The sequence below is a fragment of the Candidatus Rokuibacteriota bacterium genome, from assembly GCA_016188005.1.
GTDB lineage: Bacteria > Methylomirabilota > Methylomirabilia > Rokubacteriales > CSP1-6 > UBA12499.
This window is the reverse complement of the sequence record JACPIQ010000099.1, coordinates 19,558-32,123: the sequence shown is the minus strand read 5'-3', so window position 1 is coordinate 32,123 and position 12,566 is coordinate 19,558. Positions and strand designations below refer to the sequence as shown.

The following is a 12,566-nucleotide window of genomic DNA, read 5'->3' as shown; positions in this document are numbered from 1 at the left end:
CGATCCCGGTCTCGCGCTCGTTGCGCGGCTTGTCGTCCAGGAAGATGTCGCGCCGGACGATCTCGCAGGCGGCCAGGTAGCCGTCCTCGATGCCCTGGCTCATGTCGTACTCGTAGACGGGCGGGCCGAAATGGTGGAGGTTGTCGGCCGAGACCTGGGCATCGGCCTGGCTTTCCGGGGTCCGCTCGGTCAGCTCCAGCTTTCGCGGCGTGGCCGTCAGGCCGATCTGGACGGCGTCGGGGTTCCGCAGCAGCACCTGCGACCACTTCCCCCAGGCCGAGCGGTGGCACTCGTCGATGACGATGTGGCTGAAGTAGTTCTCGGGGTAGTGGGCGGTGAGAAAGCTCGCGGTGGCCTCGTCCGTGGCCACCTCCAGCGTCTGGTAGGTCGCGATCAGGATGCGCGCGTTCTTCTGGGGGTTGCCGCCCGAGACCGGCGCCGCGTCGGCGCCGAACACGTTCTGGAAGGCGCCGAGCCCCTGGCTCCTCAGCTCGTCCCGGTCGCAGACGAAGAGCGCGCGACGCAGCAGGCCGGCGTCCGCGATGCGCTTGAGGAGATTCACCGCGATGCGGGTCTTCCCTGCCCCGGTGGCCAGCGCCAGGAGTGCCCGCTTCTCCCCGCGCGCGAGCTTCTCCAGCAGGGCACGGAGCGCGGCATCCTGGTAGTAGCGCCTGGCTCCCTCCTCTCCACCGGCATAGCGGGTCAGCAGCGGCACGGCGAGGGGGGCGTCGAGGCTGAACCCCATCGCTCGCTCGTAGCGCGCCCGCAGCTCGGCAGGGGTCGGGAACTCGGTCAGGGGCCGGGGGGCGCTGGTCAGTCCCGTGGCGCGATCGAACTCGACGAAGAGGTGGCCGTTCGAGGAGAAGGCCACGCCGACGTGGAGGCGGCGGCAAGCACCATAGGCTTTCGCCTGCTCGAGGCCGTGAGTCGGCGGCAAGTGCTCGGCCTTGGCCTCGAGGAGCGCCAAGGCGAGGGGCTGCGCAGCGGGGCTGACCTTCACCCTGAGCGTGTAGTCAACGCGCCCCCTGCCGCGCCGGCGAGGCTTGCCGTCCCCCAGCTCCACGGCCCCGGCCGTCTCCTCGCGGCGGATCAGGTCCTCGGTCCACCCGCGGGCGTGGAGCGCCGGGTCGATCAGCTTCGCGCGGGTGTCGGCCTCGTTCAGCGCCATCTCCGGGGCAGTATAGCAATCATGGGTGAGATTGGCGCGGCCATCGCTCCGCCAGCCGCGCGATCGGCAGTTGACGGCGGCGCGCCTCAGAACAGGTTGCCGGCGTCGAGCTGCTCGGTGAAGTCGCCCGCCCCGAGAATCAGGATTCCGTCCTCGGTGCGGCGGCTCTTGGCCTCGAGGCAGACGACGACCCGCCGCTTGAGCCGAGGATGGTCCCGGGCGAGGGACCGCAGCCCCTTCAGGTGGTCCGCCGTGATCCTGGCAGTGGCCTTGGCCTCGATGGCGAGCTGCATGTCGTTGACGACGAAGTCGACCTCGATACCGCTGGCGACACGCCAGTGGCTCAGCGTGGCGAACCTCTCGGCGTACGCGTTGTGCGCGGAGAGCTCGTGGAAGACCCAGTTCTCGAAGGCCTTGCCGTACAGCTCGGAGCCCCGGTGGAGCTCGCCCCGACGGGCAAGGTGATTCACGACGCCCGTGTCGGCGAAGTAGAACTTGGGGGCGCCGATCACCCGACGCTTGGGGCGCCTGGTATGGGCGGGGAGCCAGCGGCCGAGGAGCGTGTCCTCCAGGATCCCGAAGTACCCCTTGACGGTGTGACTCGAGACGCCGCACTCGCGCGCGATGGTCGAGAAGTTGACGATCTCGGCGTCGGAGAGGGCGGCGATGTTGAGGAACTCGGAGAACACCGGGAGGGTGCGCACGAGTCCCTCCGCGGCGACCTCCTCCTTCAAGTAGTCGGCGACGTAGCTGTTGAGGAGCCGTCGGGGCTCGTTCGACAGGTAGATCAGCGGCAGGTACCCGTGGTTCAGCATGCGGTCGAGATCGAACTCCCGGCCGATCTCCCGCGCGGTCAGGCCGAGCAGCTCGTAGCGAACGGCCCGGCCGCCGAGGAGGTTGGCCTGGCCGCGCTTGACCTTCCTGGCGCTCGACCCGCACAGGGCGAGGCGGATCCCTCGGCGCTCGTGAAGCCAGTGGGCCTCGTCGAGGAGCTGCGGGACCTTCTGCACCTCGTCGATGACCACCTGGCGGACGGATGGGCGAGCCGCGAGCTCTCCGCGGAGCAGCTCGGGATTCTGCACGTAGCGCCGGTACTCCTCCGCCTTGAGCAGGTCGATCCACAGCGCGTCGGGGTAGGCGGCCTGGAGAAGGGTAGTCTTCCCCGTCTGGCGGGGTCCCCACAGGAAGAACGTCTCGGTGCCCGGGGGAGGTAGCTTGAGCCGCCGCGCGAACATCGAGTTCAATCTATCATGATGAATTGAAGTGTCAACTCCAACAGCGGGCAGGAGCTGTGCCGGCGGGACCGTCCCCTTGGCGCTGTCCGAGGGCCGTGAAGGCAGAGGATGTCGGGCGGCCTCCCGAGCGCCTCGGGGGCCCGGAGGCCCCGGGCGGCGCGCCACCGGCTGCGGTTGACCTCATGCGCCCGGCGGGAATAGACTCCGCCGGTGAACGCCTCCACCGGCCGCATCCTCTCGCCGCAGTTCCTGCTCCTCTGGGTCGGCGCCTTCACCTTCTTCCTCTCTTTCTACCTGCTGCTTCCGGCGCTGCCGCTGTACGCGCGCGGACTGGGCATCCCGGAGTCCCTCATCGGCCTCATCATCGGTGTCTTCGCGGTCTCTTCCATGCTCGTGAAGCCTCTGGCCGGCTGGGCCGCGGACCACTTCGGCCGCCGGCCGCTCATGCTGGCGGGCGCGGCGCTCTTCCTCGCCGCCTCCCTTCTCTATGGCGTGAGCCGGACGGCCATGGCGCTGCTCGGCGTGCGCCTCGTTCACGGCGCCGGCATGGGGCTCTATCCCACCGCGTGCGCCGCCATGGTCGCGGATCTGGCACCGCCCGCGCGTCGGGGGGAGATCCTGGGATTCTGGGGCGCCGCCGGGAACGTCGCGCTGGCGCTCGGACCGTTGATCGCCGTCTGGCTCTCCGGGCGCCTGGGCTTCTCCTGGCTCTTCGCCATCTCGGCCACCGTCGCCCTGGCAACGCTGGCCCTGGCCGTCGTGCAGCGCGAGACACTGCCGGCGCTGACAGCCGTCCGGCTCGGCCTCGGGGCGATGCTGAGCCGCAGGGTGGCCTACCCCTGCCTCATCGTCGTCTGCCTCATGTGGACTCACGGGCTGATGGCGGCGTATCTCCCGCTCTACGCGGAATCCCAGGGCACGAACCCGGGCCTCTTCTTCCTCGTGCTCGCGCTGGTGGTGGCCTCCGTGAGGGGCTATGCGGGGCAGGTCTCGGACCGGCTGGGGCGCGCCCCGGTGGCAGCCATCGGCCTCGTTTTCACCGCCGCGGGCCTGGCGGCCCTGGCAGCGAGTCGCGGGCCGTGGGGGCTCGTGCTAGCGGGCGCGCTTCACGGCCTCGGCTTCGGGACCGCACAGCCGCCCCTCATGGCCTGGACCGTGGACCTCGTGCCGGCGGCCGAGCGGGGCAAGGCGATGGGGACCTACTACACGGCGCTGGAGCTGGCAATCGCCGGGGGCGCCATCGGCTCGGGGATGATCCTGCCGCATGCGGGCTTCCGGCTCCTGTTCCTGCTCACGGCCGCGCTGCCGGCCCTGGGCGCCACGCTGGCCCTCGCCCGGGTGCCCCGCGCCCGGCGATGACGTCCGCCGGGGCCGGGCCGATCAGGCCGCGCTCGATCGGTGGGCCATCGCGGCCCGCGTGGCCCTCCGGCGCCGTCTCGCCGGGATCCGGTGAACCGGCAGTTCGAGACCGCCTGGCGACTTCACGGCTTCCTCAGCGCCCACGGGATCCCCTATGCGATCATCGGGCCGGGTCAGCGCACGCGGAGGCTCGCGATCACGTCGAGGACGCGCAGGATCTCGCCGCCGTCGCGGACCATGTGACGGTCGCCCGCCTGGCCCCAGCGGAGCGCGCCCTCGCGGTCCACGATGAAGGTCGAGCGCCAGGCGACGTTCCGCGCCTCGTCCAGCACCCCGTAGGCGCGGATCACCGTCCGGTGGATATCACTCAGGAGCGGAAAGGGGAAGCCGCGCGCCGCGGCGTAGGCCGCATGCGAGAAGGTGCTGTCCGCGCTGATGCCGAGGAGAACGGCGCCGCGCGCCCGGAGCCGAGGGTCGACCTGGACCAGGCCGGTGAGCTCCGGCGTTCAGATGCTCCCCCAGTCGAAGCAGTAGAAGACGAGCACCACGTCCTGCCCGCGGAGGGCGGAGAGGGTGACATCCGCCCCGGCAGTGGAAGGAAGCGTGAAGTCGGGCGCCGGCTGCCCGAAGCGCACGCCCGTCACGAGGGGATTGCCTCGTCCAGGAGGGGGAAGGCGCTGGTCACGTGCGGCGGGGCCACCGGCGTCGCCCCGTGCAGGTGGGAGCCGCCGAGCTGCGCCAGCCGCTCCACGCCCAGGAGCCCGAGACAGATGCGGATCTCCTCCTCCAGCAGCTCCAGGACGCGGACGAGACCCGCCTGCCCCGCGGCCGCCAGCCCGAAGCAGGCCAGCCGCCCGATCCCGACCATGGCTGCCCCCAGGGCCACCGCCTTGACGATGTCGGTGCCGCGCAGGAACCCGCCATCCACGAGGACCGGCGCCCGGCCGGCCACGGCGGCCACCACTTCCGGGAGCGCCTCCGTCGTGCCGCGGCCGTGATCGAGTTGCCGCCCGCCGTGGTTCGACACGTAGATGCCGTCGACGCCGAGGTCACAGGCAAGCCCCGCGTCCTCCGCCGTGACGATGCCCTTGAGGATCAGCGGGATCGCGTGGGTGTCCTTGAACCGCTTGACGTGGTCCCAGGTGAGGCCCGCCTGATAGTCGAAGCCCGTGGCACGCACGCGCCAGGGCTTCACGAAGCGCCGGGCGAGGTCGCGCTCGCGGCGGCTGTAGACGGCGGTGTCCACCGTGAGGCAGAAAGCGGCGTAGCCGTGATCCACCGCCCGCTTGACGTGATCGTCCACCCAGCCGTCGTCGCCGCGTACGTAGAGCTGGAAGAGGCGGAAGGCGTCGGCCGCCGCCGCGACGGCCTCGAGCCCCGGCGTGCAGACCGAGGACAGCATGAGCGGGATGCCGAATTCCTCCGCCGCCCGAGCGGCGGTGGCGCCGCCGCCCGGGGTGAAGGTCTCGATGGACCCGACCGGGGCGACCAGGACCGGCAGGCGGACCGGCCGCCCGAACAGCGCCGAGGTGCCGTCGATGCGCGTGACGTCCCGCAGGACCCGCGGGCGGAAGGCGATGGAGTCCAGCGCCTGGCGGTTGCGCCGCAGGGTCGTCTCGCTCTCGGCGCCGCCCACGAGATAGTCCCAGGGGCCCGGCTCGAGGTTCTGGCGCGCGGCCCTGACGATCTCGTGGAGGGTCTGGAACCGCGCCTCCGGGCTCGCGGTCATCGGGCGCGGAGCCTGCGCGCCGCCTCGGCGCGCATCTGCTGCATCGCGCGGGTCTCCTGGTCGGAGTACCGCTCCTCCTTCCAGGGGTCGGCGCGCATGTGGTAGCCGTTGACCTCCCAGAAGCCCGGCGGATTCACGTCGAGGAACTCGAAGCCGCGGAGCCACTTGGCGCTCTTCCAGAAGTAGAGCCGCGGCACCACGAGCCGGAGCGGGCCGCCATGCTCGGGATCGAGGTCCCGCCCGTCATGTCTCAGTGCCAGGAGCACGTCGTCCTGCACCAGCTCGTCCAGCGGGAGATTGGTCGTGTAGCCGTGGTCGGCGTGGATCATCACGGCGCGCGCCTCGGGCTTCGGGCGGACGCGTTTCAGGATCTCGCGGATGGGGACGCCCTCGAAGCGGTTGTCCAGGCGCGACCAGCGCGTCACGCAGTGGATGTCGCAGACGACCTCGGTGCGCGGCAGGGCGAGAAACTCCTCCCAGCTGAAACGCACCTCCTCCTCCACCAGCCCGAAGCAGCGGAAGCTCCAGCGCGTGGGATCGAAGCGCGGCGTGAGCCCGTAGGTCAGCACCGGCCACTTGTCGGTGAGCACCTGGCCCGGCGGGACGCGGTGCGCGAGGTCGGGCGGCATGTCCTTCATGGGGACGGCTCCTCCGGTTGTCATCGCGGGGCTCCGCGGACGCCTCGCGCGCGACATCACCAGCCAGACGGCGAAGCGCTCGAAGGCCGCCTTCAGGCTCATGCGCGCACGCGCCTCCCGCGTCGCGGCACCCGCGGCCATGCACGGCCAGGATACACCGCGGGCGGCCGGGTCACAGGCTCCATCTCACACCGCAGCCGCGGCATGGCTCGGGAGGCGCCTCCGTCTGGATGGCCGCGCGGAAGTCGAGGTACCGCGGGCCCCACCAGATCTCCTCGAGCGACTGGCGGAGGAGGTTGCCGAGGACGATGCCGTCGTAGTGCGCGGTGATCCACGGGGCGATGCAGCACGGGAGCACGTTGCCATGCACCGTCACGTAGACCAGGCTGAAGGGACGGCGGCAGGCGCTCCAGGGCCGGTCCTCGCGGGCCGGGGTGAGGCTCACCTCGGGGGCCACGGCTCCGGAGGCCGAGAAGACGATGTCGGCCTCGCGCGCGGTGGCCGCGGCCTGGTGGATCAGCGCCGCCTCGCGCTCGAGCAGGCGCCCGTGGAGCGACTGCTCCTCGGTGGCCAGCCCGAGGCCGTTGTAGACCAGGCGCTGGAGGTTCACGCCCTCGGCGCCGACCCGCGCGGCCAGCGGCACGAGGCCGGCGATCTCGTCGATGTTGGCCTTGAGCGCCGTGAACCAGAGGGACACGCGCGGGCGCGCGGCCCCGGCCTCGCGCTTCGCCGCCGCCAGACCGGAGAGGTTGGCCACCACCCTGTCGAAGGCGTCCACGCCGCGCACCTTGTCGTAGGTGGGCGCGGTGGCCGCATCCAGCGAGACGCGCAGCTCGTCGAGCCCGCTCTCGATGAGCGCCGTCCGGAGCCGGGGTGAGAGCGTGATCGCATTCGAGTTGAAGAGCACCGTGGCGCCGCGCCCCTTGAGGTGGGCGATCATGCGCGGCAGGGCCCGGTTCAGCAGCGGCTCGCCGATGCCGTGCAGCAGGACGCGCGCGAGGGCCGGGAACCGGTCCACGACGCGGTGGAACTCCTCCCAGCCGAGATCCTTCTCCGGCTCCCGCCCCCCGAAGGTGAGGATGCACGTCTCGCAACGCGAGTTGCAGCGGCTCGTGGTCTCGAGGTACAGCGACCGCGGCAGCGGGGGCCTGAGGGGCAGGGCTGCGGCGCTCATGGCGAGCGCTCCGCGAGGGCCGCCGCGGGCCGGAGGCGATGGAGCCAGCAGGCGGCTCCCGCCAGGAGCGGCACCGCCTCGGCCACCCGCGCCCACCAGGGAATGGCCCAGGGCTCCTCGAGGAAGAAGGTGTAGGCCATGGCCACGGTGCCGGTGAAGGCGATCCACGGCAATGAGGGCACGGCGGCGAGGACGGGAACGAGCCAGAGCGCGTACCAGGGAAACAGATTCGGCGACAGCAGCAGATAGCCGCCGATGACGGGGAGCGCCCGCGCCGGCAGCGGCGCCTCGCGCCGGCGCGTGCCCTGCCAGAACACCCAGGCGGCGAGCGCCCCCACGCTGAGGCCGGGAACATCCACCAGCGTGCGGAGGAGGCCTGGATTGAAGTACTCCTCGCTGAGGTAGCGAGGCAACGAGCCCAGGACCGACAGCCCGCCGCCGGCTGCCGGCGCATACCCCAGCGCCAGCACCGCCGCGAAGGCCCCGAGCGCCGCGAGGGCGCCCGGGCCCATGAGGAGCGGGAGCAGCGCGGCCGGGTAGAGCTTGAGCAGCGTGCCCGCCCCGAGGAGTCCACCTGCGAGGGCGTGCCGCCCGGCCGCCTGGGCCCAGATCGCGCCCACGACGGCCGCCACCACCGTCGCGTCCAGGTGGGCGCTCCCCCACCCCTCGAGTAGGACCAGAGGGTTCCAGGCGTAAATGACTGCCCGCGTTCGGGATACGCCGAGCGCTCCCAGCATCCCGATCAGGGCCGCGACGCCGATGGCCTCGATGAGCCCGAGGGCGATCTTCATCGCCAGCACGCTGTCGGGCCGGAGCCAGTGGACGGCCCGAAAGAGGGCCTGGGCGCCGGGCGGATAGATGGTGCGCCACGTGGGGTGGTTGAGCCGCGGATAGATCTCGGCATCTCGCAGGTGGCCCACCTCGGGCGCCTCTGGCGGATAGGCATAGGGGCTGATCCCGGCGCGGGCGACGCGCGCGTCCCAGACATACCGGTAGGCGTCCGTCGAGAGGGTGGGCGCCGCCGGCAGCAGCGCCAGGCGCGCCGCGCCCGCCACGCCCAGGACCAGCAGCAGCGCGGCCCGCCCACGCGCAGCGTGGAGCAGCCAGGCGCCGAGCGCATAGCTGGCGAAGGCGCCGGCGTAGAGCAGCAGGAAGGTCACGGGCGCCCCGGCGAGATCGGGCACGCGGGCCAGCGCCGCGCAGGCGGCCACGAGTCCTGCGCCGGCCAGGAGCGCCGCCACCCGTCTCGCCGTCACGCTGGTGGCCGTCACGGGCGCACATCCGCCGCCGCGCGCAGCGCGGCCCTGATGAAGCCGTAGCCAGCGCGCACGCTGCCGACGAGCGTCCCCGACACCTTCGAGCGCCCCGCCAGCCGGGGGGCATGTGACACCGGCACCTCCACGATCCGCCCGCCGAGGGCGGCGGCCTTCACGACCATCTCCACCGGCCAGCCGAAGGCCCGGTCCCGCATCCCCAGGCGGCGGAGCAGATCCGCTCGGATCGCGCGCAACGGCCCGAGATCGGTGACGCGCACGCCGAACTTCCAGGCGATGTAGCGTGCCACGAGGCGCGTGCCCAGGGAGGCATGCCGCGGGTGCCCGCCGGAGAGCCGGCGCGCGCCCAGGACGAGGTCTGCCTCGCCCCGGGCAAGCGGCGCGAGGACCGCCGGCAACTCCTCGGGGCGCTGGCTGCCATCTCCGTCGAGGAAGGCCACCACCTCCGTGCCAGGCCCGAGCGCGCCGATGCCGGCCCAGCAAGCGGCGCCGTAGCCATGGCGCAGCTCCACCACCACCCGCGCGCCCGCGCGGGCGGCCACCGTCCCGGTGCCGTCGCGGGAGCCATTGTCCACCACGATGATCTCGGAGGCGGCCTCCGGGGGCACGCGGCGCACCAGCTCGCCGATCACCGCGGCCTCGTCGAGGGCCGGGATCACGACGGTGACCTGCGACGGCGTCAGACGAGCCACCGCAGGAGCGCGGCGAGCCGGTTCCCGCCGGCCGCCGCCCGCTCCAGCCGCGGGGCGAGGAGGGCGTCGACCCCGAGGCTCCGCCCGGCCCCGGTCAGGAGGAACAGCGCCGCCAACATGATGAGCATGGCGTAGGTCCAGCCCCACTCGTGAGGCACGCCGAGGATGCCGACGGTGATGTTGGCGGCCATGCCGAGGGCGACGAGCGCGCCGAGGCGCGTGGCCAGGCCGAGAATGAGCGTCACGCCGATGAACGTCTCGGTAATGAGCGTCAGCCAGCCGAACACCGTCCAGTTCGGGATCATCACGGTGACGAGGAAGTCCCGGTAGGCGGTCACGGTGGGGTACTGGATCTCCTGCTGCACCCAGTACCAGAGCCCCCCGCCCGATCTCCTGCCGAAGTCGTCCGACGGCACCTTCCACCGGGACTGCTGCCACCAGAGGAGGCCGTAGAGGATCCGCGCCAGCCCGAGCGGCCAGAGCGGCGCCACCGCGCCCCGCCATCCCGCGCGCTCCCGCCCGTCGCTGCCCGCCGCCGCACTCATCGGCACGCTCCTTTCGGGGACTCGGCCATCGTACAGGCCACCGCCGCGGGATGCGAGCGGTGCCCCGCGCCGGGGCAAAGATCATTATAATGAAGCTCGTGTTGGGGGCGGGCATGGGCGCGCCCCTGGAGCACCGACACCGCAGCACCTTTTCGGGGAAGGACGGGACGGATGAGCGATGACCGGAAACTGGCGATGTTCATCGATTTCGAGAACATCGTCCGAGGCGTGAAGGAGGCCCAGTACAAGGGATTCGAGATCAAGCTCGTGCTGGAGCGGCTGGTGGAGAAGGGCAAGATCATGGTGAAGCGCGCGTACGCGGACTGGAACCGCTACGCCGAGTACAAGCGCCCCTTCCACGAGCACGCCATCGAGCTGATCGACGTGCCCCAGAGCCGCTACAGCGGCAAGAACTCGGCAGACATCCGGATGGTCGTGGACGCCCTGGACCTGGCGTACTCGAAGGGACACGTGGACACCTTCGCGCTGGTGTCGGGCGACTCCGACTTCTCCCCGCTCGTCTCCAAGCTCCGGGAGAACGACCGCTACGTGATCGGTCTGGGCGTCAAGTCCTCCTCGTCCGAGCTCCTGGTCGGGAACTGCGACGAGTTCATCTTCTACGAGGACCTGATCCGCGAGTCCAAGAAGACCACGGCCCTGCGCGGGCTGCCGGAGAAGAAGGCCGAGGCCTTCGCCCAGCTCATCGAGGCGATCCAGGCGCTGCAGCGAGAGAACAAGGACACGCTGTGGGGCTCCATGGTCAAGCAGACCATGATCCGGAAGAACCCGGCGTTCAACGAGAGCTACTACGGGTACTCGACGTTCTCGAAGCTGCGGGAGGAGGCCGCCAAGCAGCGGATCGTGACCCTCGAGAAGGACGTCCGGAGCGGCACCTACATCATCACGTCCCTCGAGGAGGGGCGCGCCGCCTGACGCACGACGGGGCCAGCCGGAGCCGGGAACGCGACCTCAGTAGACATACTCAGAGGCCAGGCAGCGTGCGAGGCGGAGCGCGAAGGTTGCTTGCCACATCGTATGCGCGGGCGTATTCTGACCCCTGGCACCGCAGGCTGTCGCGCGGGACGTCTACTATAGTAACTCACGCTCGAAGGGGCAGCATGACCCGGATCCTGACGATCGCCGCCGTGACGGTCGGGCTGTGGGCGGCCGCGTGCTCGGGGCAATCGGACCCGGTGGCGGCCGCGGCGCTGACGGCGGACCCGAGCCTGGTCCGCGGCGCGGCCGCGGCGCCCGTCACGATCATCGAGTTCTCCGACTACCAGTGACCCTACTGCAAGCGCGCCCAGCAGGTGCTGGGCCAGGTCCTCGCGGAGTTCCCGGGCAAGGTCCGCCTCGTCTTCAAGGACTTCCCCCTGGACTTCCACGAGGGCGCCCGTCCCGCCGCCGAGGCGGCACGCTGCGCGGGCCAGTCGGGGCGCTACTGGGAGTACCACGATCTCCTGTTCCTGGCCCAGCCGGAGTTCTCCCGGGAGGAGCTCATCGGCTACGCCGCCCGCCTGGGGCTCGACCGGCCGGCCTTCACGGCCTGCCTGGACAGCGGGCGGTTCAGGAAGGCGGTGGCGGCGGATCTCGCCGAGGGCACGGCGCTCGGCGTGCGCGGGACCCCCACGTTCTTCGTCAATGGCCGGCGGCTGGTGGGCGCGCATCCCATCGAGACCTTCCGGGAAGCCGTTCAGGACGCGCTGGAGGATGCCGGCCGCCGGTAGCCGCCTCCCTCGTCCCCACCATGCCCCCGATCCCGCCCGCAGGAGAGCCCGCATGACCCCAGCGCCCGTGAGTCTCTTCGTCGACGCCGCAGAGGTCGCCTGGACAGAGCGCCGACCGGGCGTATCCTGGAAGGTGCTCTGGGAGGACCCGGATGGACGCCACAAGGCCATGCTCATGCGCTATGCGCCCGGGGCGACCATCCCCCGTCACCGCCACCTCGGGGACGAGCAGATCTTCGTCCTCGAGGGGAGCGTCGCCGACGATACCGGCGTCTGCACAGCAGGGAACTATTCCCGGCGGCCCCCGGGCTGCCTACACACCGTCGTGAGCGAGACCGGTGCCCTGGTCTTCGCAGTCACGTCGGGCCCCACGGAGGTGCTCTGACATGCAGCGACGCGCACCGCATATCCGGCGAGCTCTCGGCACGAAACTCCGCCTGCTCCGGCGCGACCGCGGCTGGAGCCAGGAAGCCCTGGGGCGGCACTCCGACCTCAGCGGAAAGTTCATCGGGGAGGTGGAGCGCGGCGAGAAGTCCATCTCCGTGGACAGCCTCTATCGCGTCTCCGTCGCGCTCAAGGTGCCGCTCCGGAAGCTGGTGGACCTGCCGGCCCGACCGCCGCAGTCGCAGCGGACGTAGGGCCGCGCGGCGCTCGTCGCGGCGCTCGCCGCGCGTCGGCGTCCGCGCGCGGAGGAAAACCGCTTGCGGGTCCCCGGGGCGCTCCGGTAAGGTCACAGGTCATGAGCACGGAAACGTTCTGGCTGGCGGTGGGGTTCCTCGGGCAGACGTTCTTCTCCATGCGCTTCCTCGTGCAGTGGATCGCCTCCGAGCGCAAGAAGGAGAGCGTCATCCCCGTCTCCTTCTGGTTCTTCTCCATCGGCGGCGGGCTGACGCTCCTCGTCTACGCGGTGTACCGGCTCGATCCCGTCTTCATCCTCGGACAGGGCGCGGGGCTCTTCGTCTATCTCCGCAACCTGTTCCTGATCCGACGCAAGGAACGCCTGGCCTCGGCCGGGACGTGACCCA

17 protein-coding genes are annotated in these 12,566 nt (G+C 71.3%); 7 read left to right on the top strand and 10 right to left on the bottom strand.

Translation table 11 applies throughout. From position 1 onward, the window contains the following. On the bottom strand, window positions 1-1,168 hold a 1,168-nt coding region (locus HYV93_19795), incomplete at its 3' end, for a DEAD/DEAH box helicase family protein (GenBank protein MBI2528208.1). A gap of 86 nt (window positions 1,169-1,254) precedes the next feature. Next, window positions 1,255-2,403 (bottom strand): ATP-binding protein, encoded by a 1,149-nt coding sequence (locus HYV93_19790; GenBank protein MBI2528207.1) that lies wholly within the window; start codon window positions 2,401-2,403, stop codon window positions 1,255-1,257. 210 nt (window positions 2,404-2,613) lie between these two features. Here HYV93_19790 and HYV93_19785 point away from each other — a divergent pair, with 210 nt between their 5' ends. After that, complete coding sequence (locus HYV93_19785; protein ID MBI2528206.1) at window positions 2,614-3,762, top strand: MFS transporter; 1,149 nt, start codon at window positions 2,614-2,616, stop codon at window positions 3,760-3,762. A gap of 173 nt (window positions 3,763-3,935) precedes the next feature. On the opposite strand, the gene HYV93_19780 is transcribed toward HYV93_19785, so the two are convergent. The 8 genes from HYV93_19780 to HYV93_19745 all read right to left on the bottom strand — a co-directional run bounded on the left by HYV93_19780 (window position 3,936) and on the right by HYV93_19745 (window position 9,814). Further along, complete coding sequence (locus tag HYV93_19780) at window positions 3,936-4,250, bottom strand: redoxin domain-containing protein (protein MBI2528205.1); 315 nt, start codon at window positions 4,248-4,250, stop codon at window positions 3,936-3,938. A gap of 18 nt (window positions 4,251-4,268) precedes the next feature. After that, a complete protein-coding gene (locus tag HYV93_19775; GenBank protein MBI2528204.1) occupies window positions 4,269-4,406 on the bottom strand; it encodes a redoxin domain-containing protein in 138 nt (45 codons plus the stop codon). Next, window positions 4,403-5,491 carry an alpha-hydroxy-acid oxidizing protein gene (locus tag HYV93_19770; GenBank protein MBI2528203.1) on the bottom strand — a complete coding sequence of 363 codons (1,089 nt, stop codon included), beginning with the start codon at window positions 5,489-5,491 and terminating at the stop codon, window positions 4,403-4,405. Before HYV93_19770 ends, HYV93_19775 begins: the two co-directional genes overlap by 4 nt. Next, window positions 5,488-6,129 (bottom strand): sulfite oxidase-like oxidoreductase, encoded by a 642-nt coding sequence (locus HYV93_19765; GenBank protein ID MBI2528202.1) that lies wholly within the window; start codon window positions 6,127-6,129, stop codon window positions 5,488-5,490. Before HYV93_19765 ends, HYV93_19770 begins: the two co-directional genes overlap by 4 nt. Before the next feature lie 172 nt (window positions 6,130-6,301). Beyond that, entirely contained in the window at window positions 6,302-7,303 is a 1,002-nt protein-coding gene (locus tag HYV93_19760) for an SPASM domain-containing protein (GenBank protein ID MBI2528201.1), read from the bottom strand. Further along, entirely contained in the window at window positions 7,300-8,574 is a 1,275-nt protein-coding gene (locus HYV93_19755) for a DUF2029 domain-containing protein (protein MBI2528200.1), read from the bottom strand. Before HYV93_19755 ends, HYV93_19760 begins: the two co-directional genes overlap by 4 nt. Beyond that, window positions 8,571-9,260, bottom strand: coding sequence for a glycosyltransferase family 2 protein (locus HYV93_19750; GenBank protein ID MBI2528199.1), 690 nt, complete (start codon window positions 9,258-9,260; stop codon window positions 8,571-8,573). Before HYV93_19750 ends, HYV93_19755 begins: the two co-directional genes overlap by 4 nt. Next, window positions 9,257-9,814, bottom strand: a complete 558-nt coding sequence (locus HYV93_19745) for a DoxX family membrane protein (protein ID MBI2528198.1) — start codon at window positions 9,812-9,814, stop codon at window positions 9,257-9,259. Before HYV93_19745 ends, HYV93_19750 begins: the two co-directional genes overlap by 4 nt. A 171-nt stretch (window positions 9,815-9,985) precedes the next feature. Between HYV93_19745 and HYV93_19740 the strand changes: the two genes are divergently transcribed. The 6 genes from HYV93_19740 to HYV93_19715 all read left to right on the top strand — a co-directional run bounded on the left by HYV93_19740 (window position 9,986) and on the right by HYV93_19715 (window position 12,562). Beyond that, on the top strand, window positions 9,986-10,747 hold the full coding sequence (locus HYV93_19740; GenBank protein ID MBI2528197.1) for an NYN domain-containing protein: 762 nt from the start codon (window positions 9,986-9,988) through the stop codon (window positions 10,745-10,747). 185 nt (window positions 10,748-10,932) lie between these two features. Beyond that, window positions 10,933-11,100: a hypothetical protein gene (locus tag HYV93_19735; protein MBI2528196.1), complete on the top strand. Its 168-nt coding sequence runs from the start codon at window positions 10,933-10,935 to the stop codon at window positions 11,098-11,100. A 24-nt stretch (window positions 11,101-11,124) separates the two neighbouring features. Then, entirely contained in the window at window positions 11,125-11,541 is a 417-nt protein-coding gene (locus HYV93_19730; protein MBI2528195.1) for a thioredoxin domain-containing protein, read from the top strand. A gap of 52 nt (window positions 11,542-11,593) precedes the next feature. Continuing rightward, complete coding sequence (locus HYV93_19725) at window positions 11,594-11,926, top strand: cupin domain-containing protein (protein ID MBI2528194.1); 333 nt, start codon at window positions 11,594-11,596, stop codon at window positions 11,924-11,926. 1 nt (window position 11,927) lies between these two features. Continuing rightward, window positions 11,928-12,179, top strand: a complete 252-nt coding sequence (locus HYV93_19720) for a helix-turn-helix transcriptional regulator (protein MBI2528193.1) — start codon at window positions 11,928-11,930, stop codon at window positions 12,177-12,179. A gap of 101 nt (window positions 12,180-12,280) precedes the next feature. Then, complete coding sequence (locus HYV93_19715; GenBank protein ID MBI2528192.1) at window positions 12,281-12,562, top strand: lipid-A-disaccharide synthase N-terminal domain-containing protein; 282 nt, start codon at window positions 12,281-12,283, stop codon at window positions 12,560-12,562. Window positions 12,563-12,566 lie beyond the last annotated feature (4 nt).